22 protein-coding genes and 2 tRNA genes are annotated in these 25288 nt (G+C 74.2%); 12 read left to right on the forward strand and 12 right to left on the reverse strand.

Annotated features, from left to right (window positions below):
* Positions 1 to 106 precede the first annotated feature (106 nt).
* The 4 genes from AB0424_RS14075 (at position 107) to AB0424_RS14090 (ending at position 4402) form a co-directional block, all read left to right on the forward strand.
* Positions 107 to 700 (forward strand): lytic polysaccharide monooxygenase, encoded by a 594-nt coding sequence (locus AB0424_RS14075; protein WP_366305045.1) that lies wholly within the window; start codon positions 107 to 109, stop codon positions 698 to 700.
* 57 nt (positions 701 to 757) lie between these two features.
* Complete coding sequence (locus tag AB0424_RS14080; RefSeq protein WP_366305047.1) at positions 758 to 2431, forward strand: AMP-binding protein; 1674 nt, start codon at positions 758 to 760, stop codon at positions 2429 to 2431.
* 73 nt (positions 2432 to 2504) lie between these two features.
* Complete coding sequence (locus AB0424_RS14085) at positions 2505 to 3809, forward strand: sensor domain-containing protein (protein WP_366305048.1); 1305 nt, start codon at positions 2505 to 2507, stop codon at positions 3807 to 3809.
* The gene (locus tag AB0424_RS14090; RefSeq protein WP_366305050.1) at positions 3740 to 4402 is read left to right on the forward strand and encodes a response regulator transcription factor; all 663 of its coding nucleotides are present in this window, start codon (positions 3740 to 3742) and stop codon (positions 4400 to 4402) included. The genes AB0424_RS14085 and AB0424_RS14090 overlap by 70 nt, the downstream gene beginning before the upstream one ends.
* Positions 4403 to 4445: 43 nt before the next feature.
* On the opposite strand, the gene AB0424_RS14095 is transcribed toward AB0424_RS14090, so the two are convergent.
* Positions 4446 to 4519 (reverse strand) — tRNA-Lys (locus tag AB0424_RS14095).
* A 76-nt stretch (positions 4520 to 4595) separates the two neighbouring features.
* Positions 4596 to 5354 carry an IclR family transcriptional regulator C-terminal domain-containing protein gene (locus tag AB0424_RS14100; protein WP_017237127.1) on the reverse strand — a complete coding sequence of 253 codons (759 nt, stop codon included), beginning with the start codon at positions 5352 to 5354 and terminating at the stop codon, positions 4596 to 4598.
* A gap of 408 nt (positions 5355 to 5762) precedes the next feature.
* Between AB0424_RS14100 and AB0424_RS14105 the strand changes: the two genes are divergently transcribed.
* Entirely contained in the window at positions 5763 to 6854 is a 1092-nt protein-coding gene (locus tag AB0424_RS14105) for an LLM class flavin-dependent oxidoreductase (protein WP_366305052.1), read from the forward strand.
* 256 nt (positions 6855 to 7110) lie between these two features.
* Positions 7111 to 8811 carry a glycosyl hydrolase family 18 protein gene (locus tag AB0424_RS14110; protein ID WP_366305054.1) on the forward strand — a complete coding sequence of 567 codons (1701 nt, stop codon included), beginning with the start codon at positions 7111 to 7113 and terminating at the stop codon, positions 8809 to 8811.
* Between the two features lie 119 nt (positions 8812 to 8930).
* Here AB0424_RS14110 and AB0424_RS14115 read toward each other — a convergent pair whose 3' ends face one another.
* On the reverse strand, positions 8931 to 10874 hold the full coding sequence (locus AB0424_RS14115; RefSeq protein ID WP_366305056.1) for an EAL domain-containing protein: 1944 nt from the start codon (positions 10872 to 10874) through the stop codon (positions 8931 to 8933).
* Positions 10875 to 11230: 356 nt separating this feature from the next.
* On the opposite strand from AB0424_RS14115, the gene AB0424_RS14120 reads away from it, so the two are divergent.
* Positions 11231 to 12481, forward strand: a complete 1251-nt coding sequence (locus tag AB0424_RS14120) for a M6 family metalloprotease domain-containing protein (protein WP_366305058.1) — start codon at positions 11231 to 11233, stop codon at positions 12479 to 12481.
* 94 nt (positions 12482 to 12575) lie between these two features.
* Here AB0424_RS14120 and AB0424_RS14125 read toward each other — a convergent pair.
* The 7 genes from AB0424_RS14125 to AB0424_RS14155 form a co-directional block, all read right to left on the reverse strand.
* Positions 12576 to 12649 (reverse strand) — tRNA-Lys (locus AB0424_RS14125).
* Entirely contained in the window at positions 12640 to 13266 is a 627-nt protein-coding gene (locus AB0424_RS14130; RefSeq protein WP_366305059.1) for a hypothetical protein, read from the reverse strand. Before AB0424_RS14130 ends, AB0424_RS14125 begins: the two co-directional genes overlap by 10 nt.
* Positions 13267 to 13405: 139 nt before the next feature.
* Positions 13406 to 13762 (reverse strand): hypothetical protein, encoded by a 357-nt coding sequence (locus AB0424_RS14135; protein ID WP_366305061.1) that lies wholly within the window; start codon positions 13760 to 13762, stop codon positions 13406 to 13408.
* A 148-nt stretch (positions 13763 to 13910) separates the two neighbouring features.
* Positions 13911 to 15242, reverse strand: a complete 1332-nt coding sequence (locus AB0424_RS14140; RefSeq protein WP_366305063.1) for an AAA family ATPase — start codon at positions 15240 to 15242, stop codon at positions 13911 to 13913.
* A complete protein-coding gene (locus tag AB0424_RS14145) occupies positions 15239 to 16828 on the reverse strand; it encodes a hypothetical protein (RefSeq protein WP_366305065.1) in 1590 nt (529 codons plus the stop codon). The genes AB0424_RS14140 and AB0424_RS14145 overlap by 4 nt, the downstream gene beginning before the upstream one ends.
* Positions 16819 to 17931 (reverse strand): hypothetical protein, encoded by a 1113-nt coding sequence (locus AB0424_RS14150; protein WP_366305067.1) that lies wholly within the window; start codon positions 17929 to 17931, stop codon positions 16819 to 16821. The genes AB0424_RS14145 and AB0424_RS14150 overlap by 10 nt, the downstream gene beginning before the upstream one ends.
* On the reverse strand, positions 17864 to 18721 hold the full coding sequence (locus AB0424_RS14155; protein WP_366305069.1) for a phosphatase PAP2 family protein: 858 nt from the start codon (positions 18719 to 18721) through the stop codon (positions 17864 to 17866). Before AB0424_RS14155 ends, AB0424_RS14150 begins: the two co-directional genes overlap by 68 nt.
* A gap of 144 nt (positions 18722 to 18865) precedes the next feature.
* On the opposite strand from AB0424_RS14155, the gene AB0424_RS14160 reads away from it, so the two are divergent.
* Positions 18866 to 19459, forward strand: a complete 594-nt coding sequence (locus tag AB0424_RS14160) for a histidine phosphatase family protein (protein ID WP_366305070.1) — start codon at positions 18866 to 18868, stop codon at positions 19457 to 19459.
* Positions 19460 to 19485: 26 nt separating this feature from the next.
* On the opposite strand, the gene AB0424_RS14165 is transcribed toward AB0424_RS14160, so the two are convergent.
* Positions 19486 to 20775, reverse strand: a complete 1290-nt coding sequence (locus AB0424_RS14165; protein ID WP_366305072.1) for a tetratricopeptide repeat protein — start codon at positions 20773 to 20775, stop codon at positions 19486 to 19488.
* 223 nt (positions 20776 to 20998) lie between these two features.
* On the opposite strand from AB0424_RS14165, the gene AB0424_RS14170 reads away from it, so the two are divergent.
* Together AB0424_RS14170 and AB0424_RS14175 are read left to right on the forward strand one after the other, a co-directional pair.
* Positions 20999 to 21442, forward strand: a complete 444-nt coding sequence (locus AB0424_RS14170) for a hypothetical protein (RefSeq protein ID WP_366305074.1) — start codon at positions 20999 to 21001, stop codon at positions 21440 to 21442.
* A gap of 59 nt (positions 21443 to 21501) precedes the next feature.
* Positions 21502 to 22368, forward strand: coding sequence for a fused MFS/spermidine synthase (locus AB0424_RS14175; RefSeq protein WP_366305076.1), 867 nt, complete (start codon positions 21502 to 21504; stop codon positions 22366 to 22368).
* Between the two features lie 19 nt (positions 22369 to 22387).
* Here AB0424_RS14175 and AB0424_RS14180 read toward each other — a convergent pair whose 3' ends face one another.
* Positions 22388 to 22966 carry a hypothetical protein gene (locus AB0424_RS14180; protein WP_366305078.1) on the reverse strand — a complete coding sequence of 193 codons (579 nt, stop codon included), beginning with the start codon at positions 22964 to 22966 and terminating at the stop codon, positions 22388 to 22390.
* An 87-nt stretch (positions 22967 to 23053) separates the two neighbouring features.
* On the opposite strand from AB0424_RS14180, the gene AB0424_RS14185 reads away from it, so the two are divergent.
* On the forward strand, positions 23054 to 23755 hold the full coding sequence (locus tag AB0424_RS14185) for a response regulator transcription factor (RefSeq protein WP_366305080.1): 702 nt from the start codon (positions 23054 to 23056) through the stop codon (positions 23753 to 23755).
* Entirely contained in the window at positions 23752 to 25164 is a 1413-nt protein-coding gene (locus AB0424_RS14190; RefSeq protein ID WP_366305081.1) for a HAMP domain-containing sensor histidine kinase, read from the forward strand. Before AB0424_RS14185 ends, AB0424_RS14190 begins: the two co-directional genes overlap by 4 nt.
* Positions 25165 to 25288 lie beyond the last annotated feature (124 nt).

Consider the following 25288-nt stretch of genomic DNA (forward strand, 5'->3'; position numbering starts at 1 on the left):
CAGACCAAAATGAACCACCCGCACCAGGGCCGACCTGTCGGCCCGTACGACCGCACGCGTGCAGCACGACCCACCGGAACTCCCCACGTTCTCCTGGAGCGACAGCATGCGCAACAAGTCAGTCGGGGCGGCGGTGGTGGCGCTCGGCGTCGCCGGCGTCACCCTCCTCGGCACCGGCAGCGCCGGAAGCCACGGCTACACCGACTCGCCGATCAGCCGCCAGAAGCTCTGCGCCAACGGCACCGTGACCAACTGCGGATCCATCCAGTGGGAGCCGCAGTCGGTCGAGGGGCCCAAGGGCTTCCCCTCCGCCGGACCCGCCGACGGCAAGATCTGTTCGGCCGGGCTCGCGCAGTTCGCCGAGCTCGACGACCCCCGGGGCGGCGCCTGGCCGGCGACGAGCCTCACGGCGGGGCAGAGCTACAGCTTCCGCTGGCAGTTCACGGCCCGGCACCGCACCACCGACTTCAAGTACTACATCACCAAGAACGGCTGGAACCCGAGTCAGAAGCTGACCCGGGCCGCGCTCGACCCGCAGCCGTTCCTCACCGTCCCCTACAACAACCAGCAGCCGCCGGCGACCCTCTCGCACTCCGGGACCATCCCGGCGGGCAAGACGGGCCGTCACGTCATCCTGGCGGTGTGGACGATCGCGGACACCGCGAACGCCTTCTACGCCTGCTCGGACGTCAAGTTCTGACCGGTCGGCCGATCCCGGCCGTTCAGTTCTGACGATACGTCAGTTACAGTCCGGCCCATGAGGGGTGCGGACACCGTCGCGGAGCTCGTACGACGCCAGTGGGGCGACCACCGGACCGGTCTGAGGGACGAACACCACACCCTCACCCACCACCAGGTCGCCGCCGGCGCCGCCGCGCGGGCCGCACTGCTCGTGGACCTGATGCCACCCGTGCCGGGGGGCGAGCCGCACCTCGGCATCCTGCTCGACAACACGCCGGAGTACCCGCTCTGGCTCAGCGCGGCGGCCCTCGCGGGGGCCGCCGTCGCCGGGATCAACCCCACCCGGCGCGGCGCCGAACTCGCCCGGGACATCCGGCACACCGCGTGCCGCGTCCTCGTCACCCAGCGCGCCCACCTGCCCCTCCTCGACGGGCTCCCGCTGCCGGGCGTGCGCGTCCTGGTCACGGACACCGACGCCTACCGCGAGCTGCTCGCCCCCTACGCCGACGCCCGCCCCGGCGAGGCGCGCCTCGGCCCCGTCCGGCCCGACAGCCGCTTCCTGCTCTCCTTCACCTCCGGATCGACCGGCGCACCCAAGGCCGCGCTCTGCAGCCAGGGGCGCCTCGCGGCGGCCGGTGCCTCCCTCGTCGCCCACTTCGGAGTGCGCCCCGACGACGTCCACTACGTCTGCATGCCGATGTTCCACGGCAACGCGGTGATCGCCGACTGGGCGCCCGCGCTCACCGTCGGCGCCGGGGTCGCGCTGCGGGCCCGCTTCAGCGCCTCCCGCTTCCTGCCCGACGTGCGCCGCTTCGGCGCCACCTACTTCACCTACGTGGGACGGGCCGTCCAGTACCTGCTCGCCACCCCGCCCGGACCCGACGACCGCGACCACCCGCTCCGGCTCGGCTTCGGCACGGAGGCCGGGGCGGTGGACGCGGCCCGCTTCCGGGAGCGCTTCGGGGTCCCGCTCGTGGAGGGGTACGGCTCCTCCGAGGGCGGCGCGGCCGTCCAGCGGACCCCGGACACCCCCGCCGGCGCGATCGGCCGGGCCGCGGACGCCGACGACCTCGCCGTGATCGACGCCGGGACCGGCCGGGAGTGCCCGCCCGCCCGCTTCTCGCCCGAGGGCCGGCTCCTCAACGGCTCCGAGGCCGTCGGGGAACTCGTCAACCGGGGCCGGTCGCCCTTCGAGGGCTACTGGCGCAACCCCGAGGCCGAGGCCGCCCGGCTGCGCGACGGCTGGTACTGGACGGGCGACCTCTTCTACCGGGACGCCGCCGGCTTCCTCTACTTCGCGGGCCGCACCGACGACCGGCTGCGGGTCGACGGCGAGAACCTCGCGGCGGCGATGATCGAGCACATCCTCGCCCGCTGGGACCGGGCCGCCGGCGTGGCGGTGTACGCGGTCCCCGACCCGGTCTCCGGCGACCAGGTCATGGCGGCGCTCGCCCTGCGCGAGGGAGCCGCCTTCGACCCGGCGGCGTTCACCGCCTTCCTCGCCGCCCAGCCGGACCTGGGGACGAAGATGCCCCCCCGCTTCGTCCGGGTCGTTCCCGAACTCCCCCTCACCGCCACCAACAAGATCCACCGGGTCGCCCTGCGCCGCGCGTCCTTCCTCTGCCCCGACCCGGTCTGGTGGCGCCCCGCCCCCGGAGCCCCCTACGAACCCCTGACCCCCGCCGCGACGGCCGCACTCCGGGAGGAGTACGCCCGCCACGACCGCGCCCCCACCCCCGAGGCGGGGTAGGGCCCGCCCCACCCCGGACCCGCCCTCCAGGCCCATGGCACCGCACGGCGGTCGCCGCCTACCGTGGGCGCCCATGGAACCCCGCACCTGCCTGCAGGCACTCACCCGGACGCGCTTCCCGCTCTCGTCGTGGCCCTGGCGCGCGGCCGGATACCTGGCGAGCGGGGCGGTCGTCGGTGCGGCGGCCTGCCTGGTGTTCCTGGTCCTCGGGGTGTTCTCGCTGTTCGTGGTGGGGCTGCCGCTGCTGCTGCTCTCCGGGCCCGCCCTCGGCGGCATCGAGCGCCGCAGGCTCCGGCTGGTCGACCGCGACCCGGCGCCCGACCCGCACCGGGTCCCCGCCGCACCCGGACTCGCCGCGTGGCTCCGGGTCCGGGTGGGGGAGCAGGCCACCTGGCGTGAGCTCGCGTACGGGCTGCTGCTCGCCGTGGTGCTGTGGCCACTGGACCTGATCGTGCTCGCGGTCGGCGCGGGGCTGCCCCTCGCGCTGACGAGCGCGCCGCTCCAGCTGGCGGTGGACGGCCGGGAGGCCAAGGTCGTCAAGGCGTACCTGGTCACCTCCTACCCCGAGGCGTTCGCCGCCGCGCTGCTCGGCGCCGTCCTCCTCGTGGCGCTGGCCTATCCGCTCACCGCCGTCGCCGGAGCGCGGGCCGCCCTCGCCCGGGCGCTTCTCGCGCCGCGCGAGGCCGACGGGCCGGACGGCCGGATCGGCGAGGTCATCGCCTCCCGGGCCCGGCTGGTCGACGCCTTCGAGGCCGAGCGGCGGCGGATCGAGCGGGACCTCCACGACGGGGCCCAGCAGCGGCTGGTCGCCCTGTCGATGACGCTCGGCCTGGCCCGCTTCGACGCCCCGCCGGGCCCGCTCGCCGACCAGCTGGCCAAGGCCCACACGGAGGCCGGCCAGGTCCTGACGGAGCTGCGCGAGCTGATCCACGGCATCCACCCCCAGGTGCTCGCCGACTACGGGCTCGGCGCCGCGCTCGCCGACGCCGCCGACCGTTCCGCCGTCCCCGTCGACACCGACGTCGAGCTGCCCCGGCTGCCGACGAGCGTGGAGAGCGCCGGGTACTTCGCCGTCCGCGAGGCGCTCGCGAACATCGGCCGGCACAGCGGCGCGACCCGGGCGGTGATCACCGCCCGCCACGCCGACGGGCTGCTGCGGCTCGACGTCGAGGACGACGGGCGGGGCGCCGCGGACCCGGCCCGGGGGAGCGGGCTCACCGGACTCGCCGACCGGATCGCCGTCCTCGATGGCACACTGACGATCATGAGCCCGCCGGGCGGGCCGACCGTCCTGCGAGTGGAGATCCCGTGTCCCGCACTGCCCGAAAGCTCCGCGTCGTCCTCGCCGAGGACGGCGTCCTCCTCCGGGAGGGGCTGATCGGACTCCTGGCCCGGTTCGGCCACGAGGTCGTCGCCGCCGTCGGCGACGCGGACGCCCTGCGCGAGGCGGTCGCCGCCCACGACCCGGACATCGTCGTCACCGACGTGCGGATGCCGCCCGGCTTCCAGGACGAGGGGCTGCGTGCCGCGGTCGCCCTGCGCGCCGAGCGGCCCGCCCTGCCGGTCCTGGTCCTCAGCCAGTACGTGCAGCGCAGCTACGCCGCCGACCTCCTGGACGCGGGCGACGGCACCGGCGTCGGGTACCTGCTGAAGGACCGGGTCGGCCAGGTCGAGGACTTCCTGGACGCCCTGAACCGCGTCGCGGACGGCGGGACTGTCGTCGACCCCGAGGTCGTGCGGCAGCTGCTGCGCCGCCACCGGGACCCCCTCGCGGCGCTGACCCCCCGCGAGCGCGAGGTCCTCTCCCTGGTCGCGGAGGGCCACTCCAACGGGGCGATCGCCCGGCGGCTGGTCGTGACCGAGGCCGCGGTCGGCAAGCACATCGGCAACATCCTGGCGAAGCTGGACCTGCCGCCGGCGGAGGACACCCACCGGCGCGTCCTGGCCGTGCTGACCTACCTCCGGGCATGACGAGAAGACCCCCTCGCCGAAGCGAGGGGGTCTTCTCTGTCGGTGCGCCGCCAGGGACTCGAACCCCGGACCCGCTGATTAAGAGTCAGCTGCTCTAACCAACTGAGCTAGCGGCGCCTGCTGACAGAGAAAATACTACCCGGTCCCGGGGGGTGCTTCCGACCACCCCGCGGGACGGGTCGCCTCCGTGTCCTCAGATCGCCAGCGAGAGCACCACCGGGGCGGCCCTGCGGTTGAGCGTGTCCGCCGCCGCGCGGAGCCGGTGGGCGTGCTCGATCGGCAGGGAGAGCGCCAGACAGCCCACGGCGGAGCCCGCCGTCAGCGGGACGGCGGCGCAGACCGTGCCCACCGCGTACTCCTGGAGGTCCAGGACGGGCACGGTGGCCGGCTGGCTGTCGAGCTTCGAGAAGAGGATCCGCTCGCTGGTGATCGTCCGGGAGGTCAGCCGGGCGATCTTGTGGCGGGACAGGTGGTCCCGCCGTCCGTTCTGGTCGAGCTGGGTGAGCAGGCACTTGCCGACCGCGCTGGCGTGCGCCGCCGAGCGGAAGTCGACCCACTCGTTGACCTTGGGCGTGCGCGGGCCGTCGGCGAACTGGGTGATCTTCACCTCGCCGTCGATGTACCGGCTGATGTAGACCGCCGCGCCGACGGAGTCCCGGAGCTCGGTCAGAGTCTCCTGGAGCTTGGCCTCCAGGGCTTCGCGGCGGGTCAGGCCGGAGCCGAGGAGGACGAGGGAGTCCCCGATCACGTACGCGCCGTCGGCGACCTGCTCGACGTACCCCTCGCGCCGGAGCATGAGGAGCAGGGACGAGAGGTGGGCGACGGGCAGGCCGGTCTCGCGCGCGATCTGGACGTCCGTCACTCCGCCACCGTGCCGCGACACCGTCTCGAGGACGCGCAGGGCATATTGCACCGAGTGGAACGGCGCGGTGGGCTCGGGCTTCAGCGCCACGGTTTCCCCCTACCAGGTTGTGACCGCAAGCTTTCGTACCACGATAGCCGCCAAGGACCGTTTACGGGGCGGCTGTTGGCGAGAATGATGCGGACGATCCGGGCCGTACGCTGGGGCGCGCCACCCTGGCATATGCCCACGTCATGAGTGGTGCGGAGAGTCTCAGGTCAGCGGGGTGCGCGACGGCGCCCGTGCGACCGTTCGGCCGGTGGCCGGCCGGAGATTTTTTATCGCCGAACGGACCCGGCCACGGCCTCCGGGGTGGCCGAGAACCCTCCCTGGTCGCCGGAATAAGCGGAGACCCCCTCCTGTTGTAGCCCTGATGTCCCCGCGAGACCGTTCCGGGGGCGCGCCCGGGGAGCGTCTCCGGGCGACGCAGCCGCACCTGTGCCGAGGAGGGTCCCGACGGTGACCGACGACATTCGAGGAGAAGCGCGGGGGACCGCGCCCGTACCGCTGTCCGTACTGGACCTGGTGACCGTCGGCAGCGGGCGGACCGCGACCCAGGCGCTCGCCACCAGCGTCGAGCTGAGCCGGCTCGCCGAGCGGCGCGGCTTCCACCGGCACTGGGTGGCCGAGCACCACTCCATGCCGGGGGTCGCCTCCTCCTCCCCGGCGGTGATCCTCGCCCACCTCGCCGCCCACACCCGGCGCATCCGGCTCGGCTCGGGCGGCGTCATGCTGCCCAACCACGCGCCGCTGGTCATCGCCGAGCAGTTCGGCACCCTGGAGGCGTTCGCCCCGGGCCGGATCGACCTGGGCCTGGGGCGCGCGCCCGGCACCGACGGCGCCACGGCGGCGGCCCTGCGGCGCACCGACACCCTGAACGAGGGCGCGGACGACTTCCCCGAGCAGCTGGCCGAGCTGACCCGCTTCCTCGACGACGACTTCCCGGACGGGCACCCCTACGCCCGGATCCACGCCGTCCCCGGCCCGGTGCAGGGTCCGAAGGGGCGCCCGCCGGTCTGGCTGCTGGGCTCCTCCGGCTTCAGCGCCCGTCTCGCCGGCCTGCTGGGCCTGCCCTTCGCCTTCGCCCACCACTTCTCGGCCAGGAACACGATCCCGGCGCTCGACCTCTACCGGGAGTCGTTCCGGCCCTCGGCCGTCCTCGACGCGCCGTACGCCCTGATCGGCGTCTCCGCGCTCGCCGCCGACGAGGCGGCGCAGGCCCGCCGCCAGGTCCTCTCCGGGGCCCTGGCGATGCTGCGGCTGCGCACGGGCCGACCCGGCCTGGTGCCGACGCCCGAGGAGGCGGAGGCGTACGGATTCAGCCCGGCCGAGCGGGAGTTCGTGGACAGCTGGCTGGCGAACGTCGTGTACGGCACGCCGGACGAGGTCCGCGGGGGCCTGGACGACCTGCGGAAGCGGACGGGCGCGGACGAGCTGATGATCACGGCGAACGCGCACGGCGGGGAAGCCCGGCTGCGGAGCTACGAGTTGATCGCCGACGCCTACGAACTCCCCGTGCTCCCGGATTTCGTGGAGGGGTCGGCCGGGTGAAACCGGAGTTCCACAGGCCGGTTGGTCCAGTGCCGAACGGACCCGCGATCTGTCCTAAGTGAACCTTAAACCGCTCGTCACCGATGGTGGCGGGCGGTTTCGTTTTGTGCTGCACGGCTCTGACGAGGTCTTTCGCCATGAAATTGGTCTAGTCCTCAATCTGGTTCAGACCATTGACGTGCCGTTCATCCGGCGGCTATCACTTCCTCAGCTCCTGTACGGCACCACCCAGTACTCCCCCCATCGGAGGCCGCACGTGCACCCCCGTAAGCCCTTGATCGCCGCGCTCCTGAGCTCGGCCCTCGCCGCCGGTACGCTCGCCGCGACCGTCGGCCTCGGCTCCGCCCAGGCGGCCGACACGTCGACCACTGCCTCTGCGGGCAACGTGCGCATCGCGTACTACGACCAGTGGAGCGTCTACGGCAACGCGTTCTACCCCAAGCACCTCGACACCCGGGGCATCGCGAGCCAGCTGGACGTCATCAACTACTCGTTCGGCAACATCCACCCCACCAACCTCACCTGTTTCGAGGCCAACAAGGCCGCGGGTGACGACAACAACCCCAACGCGGGTGACGGTGCGGGCGACTCGTACGCCGACTACCAGAAGTCCTTCAGCGCGGCCGACTCCGTGGACGGCGTCGCCGACAAGTGGGACCAGCCGATCGTGGGCGTCTTCAACCAGTTCAAGGAACTGAAGGCGAAGTACCCCCACCTGAAGATCAACATCTCGCTCGGCGGCTGGACCTACTCCAAGTTCTTCAGCGACGCGGCGAAGACGGACGCGAGCCGCAAGAAGCTCGTGTCCTCCTGCATCGACCAGTACATCAAGGGCAACCTGCCCGTCGAGGGCGGCTACGGCGGCGCGGGCACGGCGGCCGGCATCTTCGACGGCATCGACATCGACTGGGAGTACCCCGGCTCCTCCGGCGGCCACCTGGGCAACCACTACGCCCCCGAGGACAAGCAGAACTTCACCCTGCTCCTCGCCGAGTTCCGCAAGCAGCTCGACGAGTACGGCGCGGCCAACGGCGGCAAGAAGTACATGCTGACCGCCGCCATGCCGGCCGGCCAGGACAAGATCAAGTACATCGAGACCGACAAGATCGGCCAGTACTTGGACTACGCCAACATCATGACGTACGACATGCACGGCGCCTGGGACGGCGACGGGCCCACGTACCACCAGTCGCCGCTCTACTCCGGCGCGAACGACCCGACCGACCCGATCGCCCCGGGCACCGAGAAGTACTCGATCGACAACGCGATCGACTCCTGGATCGACGGCAAGCCCGCCTACGGCATCGCCGGCGGCTTCCCCGCCAACAAGCTGACCCTGGGCTACGAGTTCTACTACCGCGGCTGGAAGGGTGTCCCGGCCGGGGCCGCCAACGGCCTCGCGCAGACCGCGACCGGCGGCTCCAACGTCCGCCCGCTGAGCCAGCAGGCCGGCATCGCGCACTACAAGGAGCTCGGCGGCATCGTCGACAACGCCTCCACCACCTTCTGGGACGACCAGGCGAAGTCCTCGTACTTCTACAAGGACGGCGAGTTCTTCACCGGCCTGAACCAGAAGTCCATCCAGGCCCGCGTGGACTACGCCAAGCAGCGCGGCCTGGGCGGCGCGATGATGTACTCGCTCCTCGGCCTGGACGAGAACGCCACCCTGCTGAAGCAGATCAACACCGCGCTCGGCGGCACCACCGCCCCGCCGACCACGACGCCGCCGACCACCCCGCCGACGACGCCCCCGACCACCCCGCCCACCACGCCGCCGACGACCCCGCCCACCTCGGGCTGCGGCTCGGTCCCGGCGTACGTGGCCGGCACCATCTACAACGCGGGCAACGAGGTCGCCCACAACGGCCGCAAGTGGAAGGCCAAGTGGTGGACGCAGAACGAGGCCCCCGGCACCACCGGCGAGTGGGGCGTCTGGCAGGACCTCGGCGCCTGCTGAGTGCCTGACCCGCTGAGCCCCTCATGACCGCTGCCCCCGCCCGGAATGTCCCTCCGGCCGGGGGCAGTTCCATGTCCGGCCAGGGACGGCTCCCCGCCCGGCCGCGGGCGGGGAGCCGCCTACACGCTCAGCGGCTCCGTGCCGATCAGCGCGTCGATGCGCTCGGGGGCCACGGCCCGCGAGTACAGCCAGCCCTGTCCGGTGTCGCAGCCGATCCGGCGCAGCCGGTCGGCCTGCCCCGAGGTCTCGACGCACTCGGCGGTGACGGTGAGCCCGAGCCGGTGCGCGAGGTGGACGAGCGCCTCCACGATCAGCTCGTCCGCCGGGTTGGCGTGCTCCTCGTCCTGGAAGCCGCGGACGAAGGAGCCGTCGAGCTTGAGCACCGAGACGGGCAACCGGCTCAGGTAGGCCAGGTTCGAGTAGCCGGTGCCGAAGTCGTCGATGGCGATCCGGACCCCCATGTCGCTCAGCGCCTGGAGCGCCTGGAGCGGCCGGCCCGCCGAACCCATCACGGCGGACTCGGTCAGCTCCAGCTGGAGCAGGTGCGGGGCGAGCCCGGTCTCGGCGAGGATCCCGGCGACGTCCGCGACCAGGTCGGAGTCCCAGACCTGGCGGACCGCGACGTTGACGCTCACGAAGATCGGGCGCTCGCCCGGATGGTCCTTCTGCCACCGACGGGCCTGGCGGCAGGCCGTGTGGAGGACCCACCGGCCGAGCTCCACGATGGAACCGTCCTCCTCGGCGATCCCGATGAACCGATTCGGCGTGAGGGAGCCGAACTGGGGGTGGTTCCAGCGCACCAGCGCCTCCACCCCGCGCACCGCCCCGTCCGCCAGGTCCACGAGCGGCTGGTACTCCAGCGCGAACTCGCCGAGCTCCACGGCCGGACGCAGCGTGGACGAGAGCGCCTGACGCGTCATCCGGTGGGCGTTGCGCTCCGGGTCGAAGAGGGTCCAGCGGGCCTTGCCGTCGGCCTTGGCCCAGTACAGCGTGGTGTCCGCGGCCTGCATCAGCGCCGTCGCCGTCGTCCCCTGCGCGGATCGCTCGACCACCCCGATCGAGGCGGAGACCGACAGGCGCTGCCCGGCCAGGTCGAAGGGGTGCTGGAGGGCGCACAGCACCGAGCGCGCCAGGTCCGCCAGTTGCTCGGTGCCGGTGGACTCCTCGACCAGGATCGCGAACTCGTCGCCGCCGAGCCGCGCCACCAGATGGCCGCCGCTGCGGGTGTAGCCGTCGCTGTCCGCGCACTCGGTCAGCCGGGCCGCCACGGCGGCGAGGAGCCGGTCGCCGACCCGGTGGCCCAGGGTGTCGTTGACGGCCTTGAAGCCGTCGAGGTCCAGGTAGCAGAGGCCGATCCGCCCTGTTCTGCCATACCCGTACGACTCGTATGAACGGTCGGGGGAGGGGGACGCGCCGGCCGGCCCGCCCTCGGACCCGGGCCCGACGACCGGGGCGGCGCCGTCCAGGGCCGCCGAGAGGCGCTCGAAGAACAGCGCCCGGTTGGGCAGCCGGGTCACCGGGTCGTGCATCTGGAGGTGGCGCAGCCGCGCCTGGAGCTCGCGCCGCTCGCCGATGTCGGTGACCGACACCAGGACGCGCCGGCTCTCGGGCATCGGGGCGACGGTGATCTCGGCCCACAGGGAGCGGCCGTCGGGGTGCTTGAGGCGCCGGGTGCAGCGGAAGCGCGAGCGGCGCCCGCGCAGCACCTCGCGGTACGCGTGCCAGGTGCGGCCGTCGGAGGCGAGGTCGACCAGGTCCGCGGCGGCCCGCTCCCGCAGCTCGCCGGGCTCGGTGCCGAGCAGGGCGCCGAAGGAGTCGTTGGCGGTGACCACGACGCCGTCCTCGTCCACGACGGCCATGGCGAGCCGGGCGATCCGGAAGGCGGCGTCGCGGTCGCGGAGTTCGGCACCGGGGTCTCCGGCGGTCCGGGGCGGGGCCGCGGGGCGCCCGCCGGTACGGCGTTCGGGTTCCGGGGCCGCCCGGTGACGCTCCGTGAGTGCGGGCTCGGCCGGCTGTGTCTCCGGCGGCTGTGGGTGCACCGATCCTTCGGGGGTTGCGCTCACCGATCGCTCCCGTAGTGCAGTCGGGCCGGTCACATGTGGTCGGGATGGTCGGCCGAGGAAGAGTGAGCCGATCATAGAGCCCGTCCGGGGGAGCGTTCCAGCTCCGGGGCGCGCGCGAGGGGCACCCACCCGTGTGTCGAAGCCCACCCCCGTGTGAGGCCCGATCGTCTCTGCGCGGGTCTGACGCAGGTCGATGACAGTCTGACCGAATGTGACTGTCCGTGAGCTGAAGTGCGCCCGTCTCGCGTCCACCCCGTGGCGCGCCTTCACCCGACCGGGGCAGCGGAAACATGCGAAACGCCTTGAATCGTCACAAGGTGGGTGGGGAGTCCCGCAAACGCGATCCGGAGGTCCACGTGAGGGGTCAGCAGCCACCCGGGGGAGTGGAACGCCCACGGCTGCGTGCCGGAGCGGCGGCCTTCACCTCGCTCGCCGCCCTGGCCGCCACCGGCCTCGTCGCGGGCCCCGCCGTCGGCGCGACGTCGGGAACCCCCTGCGCCCTGCCCCGTACCGCCGCTCATCACTCGCTCGGTCTCGACACCTGGAACGCGTCCTACCCGCGCCCCACGCGGACCCTCGACGCGGTCATGGTCTTCCTGTCCTTCCCGGACTCCGAGCCGCTCACCGAGCCCGCCGAGCTCGCCGCCGACCACTTCCCCGCCACCGGCGAGTTCTTCGAGCGGGCCTCCTACGGGCGCTTCGTCCTGCGCCCGCACCCCCAGCTGACCTGGACCAGGATGCCGCGCGAGTCCGGTGCCTACGACATACGGCGGGACTGGGACACCGGGAAGCGGGCCGACTACCTCCGCGACGCGATCGCGGCGGCGGACCCGGCCGTCGACTTCTCCGCGTACGACATCGTCTACCTGGTCGCCGACCCGGACGCCCCCGGCGTGGACTCGGACGCCACCAAGGTCGTCAACCTCGAACGCCCCCTGGAGGCCGACGGCACCGAGATCAAGCGGGTCGTCACGGTCTTCGAACGGCACCCGCCCGACCGCAACGTGCTCGCCCACGAGACCGGCCACGTCTTCGACCTGCCCGACCTCTACCGCCGCCCGGTGGACGGCAAGGGCGACTGGGACACCCATGTGGGGGACTGGGACGTCATGGGCAGCCAGTTCGGGCTCTCGCCGGACCTCTTCGGCTGGCACAAGTGGAAGCTCGGCTGGCTCTCGCGGGCCCAGGTCAGCTGCGTCCAGGGGACCGCCGCCCGGGTGATCAGCCTGGAGCCGACCGACGCCCCGGTCCCGGCCGGCGGCACCCTCGGCACGCGGCTCGCCGTCGTGCGCACCGGCCCGGACAGCGTCCTCGCCGTCGAGGCCCGCAGCGACGCCGGCAACGACTCCGAGACGTGCACCGAGGGCGTACTCGTCTACCGGGTGCGGGCCGGAGCGGCTTCCGGCGACGGCCCGGTCGAGGTCGTCGACGCGCACCCGCGCACCGAGGCGTGCTGGGACCGCTCGGTCTACCCGCCGCTCGCGGACGCCCCGCTGGAGGAGGGCGAGACCCTCACCGTGCCCGGTACCGGCGTCCGGGTCGAGGTCACCGACCGGACCGCGACGGGCGCCTGGACGGTCCGGATCACCCCGCCCGCCGTGGACTGAGCGGCGCCGTCCGGAGCCCGGGTCGGGACACCGCCCGCAGCCGGTCCGGAACACGAAGAAGCCCCCCGCTTCCGCGAGGGGCTTCTTCCGTCTGTGCGCCGCCAGGGACTCGAACCCCGGACCCGCTGATTAAGAGTCAGCTGCTCTAACCAACTGAGCTAGCGGCGCCTGCTGACGTCGTAGACATTAGCACCCGGATCGGCGGGAGGAAAAATCGATACCCGCACGTCGGCGGCGGAGGCCGCCCGGACGGCCCGTACACAGGCCCAGAGCACGACCTCGGGACCCGGCAGCCAGGGGTGGAGGGTGTCCGGGGCGACCAGCCAGCGGGGCCCGGAGCTGTCGCCGGGCACCAGCGGCGGGACGGTCACCGCGTCGCCGACCCCGTGGCAGAGCGGCCGGGGGACGGCGTCGCCCCACTCCTCCCAGTCGAGCAGGGCGGGCAGCCGCTGGGCCGTGCCCGGCGCGGTGAACAGCATCATCCGGCCCCGGTGCGTCGCGACGGGCCCGGAGCCGGGACCCTCCTCCCAGAGGCGGTCGAGCATCCGGCGCCCGAAGACCGGGTCCACGTTGACGACGTCGAAGACCGACCCGCAGGGCAGCGCGGCCGGCGAGGACGGACGGGCCTCCCAGCGGGTGAGGGCGGCGCCGTCCCCTCCGGCGGCCGAGGCGAGCCACGCAGCCCCGTCGGCGGTCACCCGGGCCGTCTGGTGCCGTCCCTCGTCACCCTCCCGGAGGAACCGGAAGACGTCGTGCGGGGTCTCGTCGCGCAGCCAGGTCGTCATGGATCAGGTCTACTCGCCGTGACGGACCGGTTTCCCAGGGTTCCCGAAAACCCGGACAGAAGGGTCCGGCGAGGAGTATCGTGCGGTCCGCATATGCCAGCTGACGCAGGCCGGACGCACGGGCCCGCGACGCCGGGTCCTACTCCTCCGCCGGGCCGCCGTTCGTCCGGATCAGGTCGCGGCCGAACTCGATCATCTTGACCGCGTAGTCCTCGGTCCACTGGGCGCTCTCGGCGACGGCCGCCGCCGTGAGCCGGTCGAACCGGCGCGGATCCGCGAGCTGGGCCGCGGCGATGGCCTGGAACTCGGTCGCCCGGTCCGTCGCCGCACGGAACGCCAGCGTCAGCTCCGTCGCCCGCGCCAGCAGCTCCCGCGGATCCTCGATCGACTCCAGGTCGAAGAAGTGCTCCGGGTCGGCGGTCGCCTCGGCAGGCTCGAAGACCAGCGGTGCCGGCCGCAGCCGTCGCTGTCCGCTCCGCTCCGCGGGTTCCGCCATGGTCCTTCTCCTCCTCGCACAGGCACGGCCCGGAATCCCGGGCCGTCTTCCATTGTCCCGCGCCCCGCAAGAGCGCGAACCCCCACGTCCGCGCCCCCGCGCTCCCCCGCGCCCCGGTGTGGGGTCCCGCGCGACGGGGCAGTGGGCCTCACGGGGTCCAGGTCACCCGGTGTTCCGCCAGGTGGGAGAGGACCGCGTGGTTCGCCTCCCAGCCGTCGGGGAACGACACCGCCGCGCCCAGCTGGACCGGCTCCGTCGACGGATGCTCGTCCAGGAGCTCCGTGACGCCCGCGCGGCAGACCACCACGCAGGCGTGCCGGTGCCGGGACGCGAGCACGCACAGCCGGCCCGTCTCCAGGTGGAAGGCGGTCGCGTCGGGGCGGCCGGAGAGCGGATGGAGGACGACCGTCACGTCGTACTCGCGCCCCTGGAGCCGGTTCGCGGTGTCCACCGTCACCCCGGTCACGCCGAGCTCCGCGAGCGCGGCCCGCACGGCCGCCGCCTGGTCGCGGTGGGCCGTCCCGACCGCGACCCGGTCCGGCGTCAGCGGCACCGGCAGCTCCGACCGCTCCGAGACCGCCACCCCGCCCCGGTCGAGCAGCCGGCGGACGACCAGCGCGACTGCGCCGACCGCCTCCGGGTCGGTCCGCGGGGTGTGCCGCGCCGGGAGTTCGAGCAGACCCCAGCCGGACTCCGCCGCCTCGTCGAGGACCCGGTCGGGGCCCGAACCGTCCGAGGCCACCGAGAAGGACAGCCTCCGGTCCCCCGGGCCGGTGCCGCTGCGGAACGGCGTGAACGGGTAGAAGGCGTCCGACACCAGCGGAGCCGCCGAGGCGGGCAGCCGCCAGGACACCGGCAGCCGGTGCTGCGGCAGCTCCGGGTTGTGCGCCAGCAGCGTCGAGACCGCGCTCGCCGACGGGTCGTACGACAGGCCCGCCCACTGCTCCGCGCCCACCACCGAGAACGGGTCGAGCTGCCCGGGATCGCCCACGAACAGCGCCCGCTCGAACAGCCCCGCCACGGCCAGCAGCGCGTCGGAGCGCATCTGGTACGCCTCGTCGACGATCGCGTGCGCCCACGGTTCGACGTTCTTCACGTGCGCCCACTTGGCCGAGGTCGACAGGACCACCGGCACCCCGGCCAGCTCGCCGGCCTTCGCCGACTTCCGTACGTTCTCCAGGTCGTCGAGCGCCTTGTCGTACGGGTCGCTGTCGTTCGAGTGCAGTCGGCCCACCTCAAGGTCCGGCTCCTTCTCGGCCAGCCGCAGCACCAGGTCGTCCACCTGCGCGTTCGTCTGCGCGACCACCATCAGGGGGCGCCCCGCGGCGGCCAGTTCGAGGGCCGCGCGGACCACCAGGGTCGACTTCCCGGCCCCCGGAGGAGAGTCGACGACCACACCGCGGGACGCGCCGTGCAGGGTGTCCGCGAGGATGCCGGCCGTCGCCAGGCCCGCCTCGGCGGAGGGATCGAACGCGGTCACAGCACGTCCTCGGGGGTCACGGCGTCGGGCAGTTCGACGGCGTCCGTCCGCGGGGGACCGCCGTGCGTCCAGGGCGTCTCCTCCGGGTCCGGCAGCTTCGGCCCGACCCGCTGCTCGTGCTCGAACAGCGTCCAGGCGATCCGCTCGCCCTTCTCCGGCACCGAACCCTCCGCGGGCTCCCGGGAGCGCCCCATCCGGTCCAGCACCCGCAGCAGCAGCGAACCGTCCTCCTCGTACCGCACGAACTCCGCCGCCTGCGGCTTGCCGTCGAGCGACCGGAAGACCTTCACCCGCTCGCCCAGGTGCGGCCGGTCGTCCGTGCGGACCGTGAGGAGGGGACGCGGCGCCGGCCGCTTCGACTCCGTCCAGGCCATCGTCACCTCCACCACCTCGGCGGTGAACGCCTCGCCCGCGAGCCGCCGGCCCGCCAGCACCAGCGGGTCGTCCAGCGCCTCCTGCGCCTCCAGCTGGCCCTGCGCCTGCTCACGGGCGGCGAGCTTGGCCGCCGCCGTCACCGCGTCGTCCCGGCGCGGCTGCGGCGGCTCGCCGGCCGCCACCCGGTCGCGGTGGGCGGTGAACGACCAGCGGTCCCGGGTCCAGCGGTCGGCGACCCTGGCCCCCTCCGGCAGCTCCCGCAGCAGGCCCACCGCCCGCCACACCGCGTCCCAGGTCGGCTTCAGCTGCGAGGCGACCAGCCGGCGCAGCTCCCGCTCGGCCGCGTGCAGTTCGCCGAGCCCCTCGTTGGCCGCCTCGCCGTCCTCGGCCGCGCCGATCGCCTGCCGGGCCCGGTCGTACCGCTCGATCGCGGGCGCCAGGAGCCGGTTGTCGAAGGCGGGGTCGGTGGCCGGTCCGGCCGGCGGGCACAGCAGCTGCCCCCGTGCGTCCCGGCCCACCTCGGCCCGCAGCGCCGCCTCGGCGCCCGGCTCCCCGTCGTACGGGTCGATCCAGGCGAGCAGCGCGCCCAGGTGCTGGTCCTCCAGGGAGGACTGCCCCGTCGCCCAGTGCCGGTTGAGGAGGTCGGTCGCCGCGAGCAGCAGCGAGGAGCCCGGCACCCGGGCCCGCTCGCCGAAGTGCGTCAGCCAGCGGCCGAGCAGCGGGACGCGCGGCGGCGCCGGGAACGGCGTCTCCGGGTCCTGCTCGGCCGTGCGCCGGAACCGCGTGGACCGCCCGAGCAGCCGGACGTACTCCACGCCCGCCCGGCTCGGCACGATCAGCTGCGGCGCGTCCGCGCAGAGCTCGACCTCGACCTTCACCTTCCGGCCGGTCTCCGGGTCCACCTCGCTGCGCTCCGCCGCCTCGACGACGTCCGTGAACGAGTCGACGTACGGCAGGACCTCCTCGGCCAGGTCGGCGAGGAACGCGAACCGCAGGTCCCGGTCCCGCGGCTGGGCCACCACCAGCAGCCGCGGCTCCGCGGGATCCGTGCCGACCAGGGCGCCGAGCGGCGCACCCGCCTCGCCCGCGGTCGTCAGCGGCACGAGGACCAGCGGCCGGTCCGACAGCCGCCGGTGCCGCACCGTCGCCAGCGGCTGGGCACGGCCCGACTCGACGGCCTCCATCCGGGCCAGCAGGGAGATCAGCGACATGCCAGGGCCTCCTCGCGCAGCGCCTTCGCCCGGCGCAGCGCCGCCACCGCCGGGTCCGCCGGATCGCCCTGCTCGCCGCGCGCCGCGGCCAGCACGGCGCCGACCGTCGTCAGACCGCCGAGCTCGGCCCGCACGGACCGGCCCAGGGTCTCCACCGCGTCGTCCTCCCGCGCCCTCGACCGGCAGTGGAAGGCCAGCTCGCAGGCGGCCAGGCACTCCGGCGCGTACTGGTGGGGCACGCACTCCACGGACGCCGCGAGCTCCTGCGGCGAGCGCTCCGCCACGTCGAAGCTGACGCCCTCCGGCAGGGCGGCGGCGATCTCGTCGATCCGGGTCAGGCGGTCCAGCTGGCGCCGGGTCACCGACCGCTGCTTGCGCACGTCGACGACCGACGCCGTCGGCACGTTCGAGAAGTCCTTCGGGCAGACGAGGACCACCGAGTGCGCGACCCGGGCGCCCTCGGTGCGCGCCGCCACCCGCTCCAGCGCCAGCACGTACACCGCGGCCTGGCGGGCCGCCGCGCCCACCTTGGCGGGGTCGGCCGACCCGTCGATCATCGGGAAGGACTTGATCTCCACCACGGTCCACCCGCCGTCGGGGCCGACGACCACGGCGTCCGGCTCCAGGTAGACCGGCGAGCCGGCCACCTCCAGGGCGAGCAGCGGATGGTCGAGCAGGGTCCACGTCCCGGCCCCCGTCGCCTCCCGCAGCGCGAGCGCGGTGCGGGCCGTCCGGCCCTCGGGCCCGGCCGCCGCGAGATCGGGCACCGCGACCTCGCCGGCCTCGTCCGCGCCGACGAGGCGCAGCAGCTCACGGCCGCCGTCCGCCTTCACCTTCGCCTCGAAGGAGTTGCCCCGCACGATCGCGAACTGCGACTGGCCGAAGGGGGCCGGCGCGCCCAGCTTGGCGGCCAGGGCGGACTTGTCGACCCCGGCGCCGTCGAGCAGGGCCCGGCGCCGGCAGCCGGGGTTCGCGGCGAGCGCCGCGAGCGCCCGCGCGTCCAGCGGACGCGGCACGGTGGCCGGTCCGCGCAGCTCAGCGAGCTGCCGTCGGGTGGTCTGCGGCGGTAGGGACGGACCGCTGTCCGGGGATGCGCTGCTCACCCGGGGAAGTCTCGCATCCGCCACCGACAACCGGGGGTGCTTCGGCCGCCTCGTCCTCCGGGCGGGTACGTCCCCGCCCGTCGAGGGCGCGCAGCAGGACGGAGGCGAGGAGCAGTCCGAGGCCCATCACGGCCACCCCGGCGACCGCGTCGAGCAGGTAGTGGTTGGCGGTCCCCATCACGACCACCGCGGTGACCAGCGGGTACGCCGCGCCGACGGCCTTCGTCAGCGGCGTGCGCCCGTACCGCCACAGCATCACCCCGCACCACAGCGCCCACCCCACGTGGAGGCTGGGCATCGCCGCGTACTGGTTGGTCATCCCGCCCAGCCCGCGCGGTGCGCTCGCCTCGCCGCCCCACCAGCCGTACGCGCTGAAGTGCGCCATCGTGTCGGTGAAGCCGTACGCCGCGTCGAGCAGCCGGGGCGGGCAGGTCGGCAGCAGGGTGAAGCCGACCAGGCCGAGCAGGGTGGAGACCATCAGCCAGGTGCGGGCGGCCCGGTAGTGGGCGGGGCGCCGCCGGAACAGCCACACGAGGATCGCCGGGGTGACGAGGTAGTGCAGCGAGGCGTACGCGAAGTCCGCCGGGATCCCCAGCGCCGGAACGTCCGTGAACAGGCGGTTGAGCGGGTGCTCGGCGTCGATCCCCAGCGCCTCTTCCGCCCGGAGGATCGCCAGCCCGTGCCCCACGGCCGTGGACTCGTCGCCGCGCACGAGGAGCCGCCCGCCGGTGTACGCCGCGTACACGACGCCGATCAGCGACAGCTCCGCCCACCACCGTGGCTTGCGCATGGAATGAGTCCCCCCAGAAGGTGTCCGCCCCGGGGAGTGACGCGGCGCGGCCCCGGAGGGTTGCCCGGAGGCCACTGCGAATTCAGGTGGGCGATGATGGGAGAAGGCACGTCCGCACCGTGAAACCCCTGGAGCGTCCTTCCCATGGCACCGCGCATCCTGCTCGCCCGGCACGGCCAGACCGAGTGGTCACTTCTCGGCCGGCACACCGGCAGGACCGACATCCCCCTGCTCGACGAGGGGCGGCGCGGCGCGAAGCTGCTCGGTGAGCGCCTGCACCGCGGGCCCTGGCAGGGTCTGCCCGGCGTGGAGATCCGCACCAGCCCGCTCGTCCGGGCGAGCGAGACCTGCGCGCTCGCCGGATTCGCCGACCGGGCCGAGCCCTGGGACGCGCTCATGGAGTGGGACTACGGGGCTTACGAGGGGATGACCCCGCCCGAGATCCAGGCCGTGCAGCCGGGCTGGTTCATCTGGCGCGACGGCGTCCCCGAGGGCGAGACGCTCGCCCGGCTCTCGGACCGCGCCGACGAGATCGTGAACTGGGCCCGCTCCGCCGACCGCGACGTGCTGGTCTTCGCCCACGGCCACATCCTGCGCTCGATCGGCGCCCGCTGGCTCGGCGAGGACGTGTCCTTCGCGGCCCGCATCCGCCTCGACCCGACGAGCCTGTCGGTCCTGGGCTGGGCGTACGGCGACCCGGCGATCGAGCGTTGGAACGACACCGGCCACCTGGAGTAGCCGCCCCCGGGCCGCGCGGCCGGAGGTCAGGAGGCGGCGAGGATCCGGCTCGTCTCGGCCAGCAGGCCGCGGATCCGGGCCGAGGCGATGCCCTCCAGGGACTCCGTCACCCGTCTCGCCTCCGCCGCGGCCTCGTCGCGGCGGCCGGCGTGCGCCAGGTCGCGGGCGAGGTGGGAGCGGTAGAGCGCGAGGTTGCGGGCGAAGTGCGGGTTCTGCAGGACCGTGGCCCGGTGGGCGTGGCGGGCCGCCCGGCCCCAGTCGCCCAGCGCCGACCAGCACTGCGCCTCCAGGGCCTCCCGCTCCGGCTCGCCGAAGAAGGACATCCACTCGGGGTCGCCGTCGGCCGGCCCCCGGTCGAAGAAGCCGTGGGCCCGCCCGAGGGCCTGCTCGCAGGCCGAGCGGTCGCCGAGCCCGGCCCACGCGCCCGCCTCGCGCAGCGACAGCAGGGACAGCAGCCGCGCCGAGTCCAGCGGCCGGGCCGCCCGCAGTCCGGCCTGCGCCGCCCGGACCGCCTCGCGGTACCGGCCGGTGTCCCGGGCCAGGAACGAGGTGTTGCAGAAGGCGTGCGCCTCCAGGGCCGCGTTCCCCGCCACGCGCGCGGTGGCGAGCGCTTCGGCGTAGTGCGAGCGCGCGTCCTCGTGCCGCCCCGAGTCGTGGGCCAGCCAGCCGACGGAGAGGGAGAGTTCGCCCGCGCCCGCGTGCAGCCGGTCCTCGGTGGAGCGGCGGGTCATGGTGCCGGTGTCGAGCAGCGCGTACGCGGTGCGCAGCGGCTGGGCGGCGACCTTGTAGAGCCCGTCGGCACCGTGCCGGTCGTCGAGCAGGCGGATCTGCCGTACGGCGTCCTCGACGGCCCACACCTCGGCGTCGCCGATCCGGTGGGTGCCGCGGGGTGCGGGGATCACGACGGCGGGGCCGCCGCCGAGTCCCAGCGAGGCGGTCGCCAGGGTGGCGGAGCCGCTCGTCATGAATGCGCGACGCAGCACGTCGCTCTCCTCATCGTTCCGGGTGGTGGTGACGGCGGGCGGCGCTGCCCCGGCCGGGACGGCCTGCCGTCGGCCGCGCACCGTCTCCCGCGCCGAGAACCCCAGGTCGGCCAGGCCGAGTCCGGGGAACATGTGCAGGAAGACCCGCTCGTAGGCGTAGTTGGGGCAGCGGATCTCGCCCGCCTCCACACGCCCGATGTAGCGGGCGTCGCACGCGACCTGTTCGCCGATCTCCCGCGCCGCCCGGCGGACGGCCGCCGCGAACTCCGCCGGCGACTGCTGTCCGCGGAGCCGGCGGAAGGCGGGATTGGGAACTGCCCGTGACATCGCCATGGCGAGCCCTCTCCTGGTGCTGCCGGGTGGTCCGGCGGCAAGAACGTACCTGCTGTGACCGGATGCCTACGCTGGGTTTGGCAACAAATCGGATATCTCGCCTGCGATCTGCCATGAACTGCCATCCTTTGCGGCGGCATGGCGCCGTAGCCGTTGACGCGCACGGGCGTTGAACCGTAAGGGAGAGACGGAACGTGTCTCCTCAGGAGCGAGGAGGGGTCCCATGTCGGAGATCGGATCGCAGTCGGCCACGCGGCACGCGCCCGCCCCGGACGGCGACGCCCCCCAGCAGCCCACCGAGCCCTGGGACCTGGTGACCGTGCCCGTCCGCCAGGGCCTGGAGGCCGTCGACATCCTGCGGCGCGGCGGCACCCCCGCCGTCGGACCCGTCGTGCACGACGGGACCTGCGACACCCTCGGCTTCCTGGTCCCGCCCGGCACCGCCGCCGGCTGGGACATGCCCGGCAGCGCCTGTACGCGGACCTCCGGGCGCGGGCTGCGCCTCCCCGCCCTGCCCGAGCTGCCCGAGCCCGCGGGGGACACGCCCCGGCCGGCCGGCTGGCTGCTGCCGCCCGGCGACACCGACCCGGTGACCGACCCGGCGGTGCTCCGCGAGGCTCTCGGCGAGGCGGCCCGGCTGATCGAGGCGGCCGACGGCTGCCGCTGAGCCGCGGACCCTCCGGGGCCGCCGGGCGGGCGTGTCCCGTGTGCCCCGATAATGGGGCGGTGGCCAGGAACAAGCAGCGTGACCGGGCGGCCGCCGCCGCCCCCGTCGTCGAGACCGTCGACGGCGGCCTCGCCGAACTCATACCCGACCGGGAACGCCCGCGCGGCTGGACGCTGCTCATCGACGGCGCCCCGCAGTCGCACGTCGACCTGGACGACCCGGCCCACCTCGGCTTCGAGTACCAGCGGCGCCTCGGGCACATCGCCGACCTCGCCGCCCCGCCGAACCGGCCGCTCCAGGTCGTGCACCTCGGCGGCGGTGCCTTCACCCTCGCCCGGTACGTCGCCGCGACCAGGCCCCGCTCCACGCAGCAGATCGTGGAGCTCGACGACTCGCTGGTCCGGCTCGTCCGCCGCGAACTGCCGCTCGACGCCGGGGCCCGCATCCGCGTGCGCTCCACCGACGCCCGCGACGGCCTGGCCAAGGTCCAGGACGGCTGGGCCGACCTCGTCATCGCCGACGTGTTCAGCGGCGCCCGCACCCCGGCCCATCTGACCAGCACCGAGTTCCTCGGCGAGGTCCGGCGGGTGCTGCGCCCCGGCGGCTTCTACGCGGCGAACCTGGCCGACGGTCCGCCCCTGGCCCATCTGCGGGGCCAGATCGCCACGGCCGCCGCCGTCTTCCCCGAACTGGCGCTGACCGCCGACCCGACGGTGCTGCGCGGCCGGCGTTTCGGCAACGCCGTGCTGCTCGCCTCGGACCGCGAACTGCCGGTGGCCGAGCTGACCCGGCGGGTCGCCACCGATCCCCACCCGGGCCGGGTCGAGCACGGCCGGGCCCTCGCCGACTTCGCCGGGGGAGCGGTGCCGGTCACCGACGCGAGCGCCAAGCCCTCGCCCGTACCGCCGCCCTCCGTCTTCCGCTAGACCGCGCGGTGCGCCGGGCTCAGGTGGCGCGGTCCTCGATCTCGACGCGGGGCGGGCTGTCGTGCCAGAGGCAGAAGACCGACAGCTCGCGGTTGTCCCGGGTGAACGTGACGCGGATCCAGGTGGGCTGCTTCCACACCTGCATCTGCCAGCCGGAGGCGGGGGTCGCCGAGACCAGTTCGCCGGAGGTCTCCCCGAGGTCGAAGGTGACCCGGCCGCCGTCGACGGAGTAGCTCTTCACGTCGGAACCCGAGCCCGAGCCCGGGGCGCTCGTGGGGGGAGCGGCCGACGTCGGCTTCGGGGTGCGGGACGGGGTCGGCGAGGCGGGGGCGGGCGTGGTCGTGGTGCCGGTGCCCGGGCCGGCGGACGCGCTGGGCGGAGCGGTGGGTTCCGTGGTGGGCGGCTGCCGGGTCGACGAGGTGAGCGGGTCGCTGCCGGAGGCGACCGTTCCGTCGGAGCTGCCGGCCGGCAGCGGCAGGGCGCGGGGAGGGTCGTAGACCGTGCCGGACAGCACGGTGTGCACTCCCCACCAGGACAGGGTGACCGCCGCGCCGGTGGCGAGCGACCAGGCCAGGGCGTGAACGAGTCCTCTTCGCACCGGGCCATAGTGCACCACCCCGCGAGCGGCCGTGCCGGAGGGTGGAGGTTGTCCTGCCGTTCCCCCGGATGGCGTACGGTGCCGCCCATGGCAAGTGTGCTCGTGGTCGAGGACGACCAGTTCGTGCGCTCCGCCCTCATTCGGCAGCTGACCGAGGCGTCCCACACGGTACGGAGCGTCGGCACGGCCTTGGAGGCGCTGCGCGAGGTCGCCCATTTCCGCTTCGACGTCGTGATCCTGGACCTCGGTCTGCCGGATCTGGACGGGTCCGAGGCGCTCAAGATGCTGCGCGGGATCACCGACGTACCGGTGATCATCGCGACCGCCCGGGACGACGAGGCGGAGATCGTCCGGCTCCTCCACGCCGGCGCGGACGACTACCTGGTGAAGCCCTTCTCGGTCGACCACCTGTCGGCCCGGATGGCCGCCGTCCTGCGGCGCGCACGGGGTTCGGCGGGGGAGGCACCGCCGTCGCGGGCGATCCGGGTCGGCGGGCTGTCGGTGGATCCGCTGCGCCGTCAGGCGGAGCTGGACGGGACGCCGTTGGACCTGACCCGCCGCGAGTTCGACCTGCTGGCCTTCCTCGCGGGACGGCCCGGCGTCGTCGTCCCGCGCAAGGAGCTGCTCGCCGAGGTGTGGCAGCAGTCGTACGGGGACGACCAGACCATCGACGTACATTTGTCATGGCTGCGGCGGAAGCTGGGCGAGACGGCCGCCCGGCCCCGCTACCTGCACACCCTGCGCGGGGTGGGCGTGAAGCTGGAGCCGCCCCGGGAGCCGCAGCCGTGAGATGGGCGCTCGTCAAGGTGTCCCTGGCCGTCACCGCGATGGTCGTCATCGCCTTCGCCGTCCCCCTCGGGCTCGTCGTCAAGGAGATGGCCCGCGACCGGGCGTTCTCCAATGCCGAACGGCGGGCCGCCGGGCTCGCCCCCGTCCTCGCCATCACCATCGACCGCGACGAGCTGGACAAGGCCGTCGCCACCACCGAGGACGGGTCCGCCGGACGGCTCGCCATCCACGTGCCCGCCGCCGAACCCGGCGACGAGCCCCTGGAGATCGGCACCAAGCGGGCCGACGAGGAGGAGCTCGCCGCCACCCGGGTCCTCGGCAGGGCCTCGATCGCCGAGGTGCCCGGCGGCTTCGCCCTCCTCCAGCCCACCGCGCTCAGCAGCGGCCAGGTCGCCGTCGTCGAACTCTTCGTCCCCGAGGGCGAGGTGACCAACGGCGTCGCCACCGCCTGGCTGGTCCTCGCCGGCGTCGGCATCGCCCTGATCATCGGCTCCGTCGCCGTCGCCGACCGGCTCGGCATCCGGATGGTCCGGCCCGCCCAGCGGCTGGCGGGCGCCGCCCACGACCTCGGCGAGGGCCGGCTCGGCGCCCGGGTGCCCGAGGAGGGGCCGCCGGAGCTCAAGTCGGCCGCCGTCGCGTTCAACTCGATGGCCGACCAGGTCGTCCAGCTCCTCGCCAACGAGCGCGAGCTGGCCGCCGACCTCTCCCACCGGCTGCGCACCCCGCTGACCGTGCTCCGCCTCAACGCCGCCTCGCTCGGCTCGGGTCCGGCCGCGGAGCAGACCCGCGCCGCCGTCGAGCAGCTGGAACGCGAGGTCGACATCATCATCCGCACGGCCCGGGACGCGAAGCCGCAGACCCAGGCGACCGGACCCGGCGCCGGCTGCGACGCCGCCGAAGTGGTCCGCGAACGGATGGACTTCTGGTCCGCGCTGGCCGAGGACGAGGGCCGCCGGGTGCGGGTCGCCGGCGTCGAGCGCCCGGTCCGCATACCCGTCGCGCGCCCCGAACTCGTCGCCGCGCTCGACGCGCTGCTCGGCAACGTCTTCCGGCACACCCCGGAGGGCACCGCCTTCTCCCTCGACGTCCACAACGGCGACGACGCCGTCATCGTCCTCGTCTCCGACGCCGGCCCCGGCATCGCCGACCCGGCCGCCGCCCTGGCCCGCGGCAACAGCGGTGCCCGCGCCGGTTCCACCGGCCTCGGCCTCGACATCGTGCGGCGGATGGCGGAGACCACCGGCGGCGACGTCCGCATCGGGCACTCGGTCCTCGGCGGCACCGAGGTGCGGATCTGGATCGCGCTCGACGGCCTCAGGGGCGGCGGCGCGACCGGCCGCCGCGGCCACCGCCCGGCCCGGCGCCGACGCGGCGGCGGGACGGGGACCCGGCGGGCCGTGGACGGCTGAACAGGGCCCGGGAGCCCCGCCGGCGACGCGACCGCGCGCCGGCGGGGACGACCGCGCTCCCCGGGCGGGCGCCCCGCCGCCCGAACCTTTCCTGGTTCCGATGGCTTCCTTAAGCGGACCGTAA

It is taken from the genome of Streptomyces sp. NPDC051180 (assembly GCF_040689545.1).
In the GTDB taxonomy this organism is placed as follows: Bacteria; Actinomycetota; Actinomycetes; order Streptomycetales; family Streptomycetaceae; genus Streptomyces.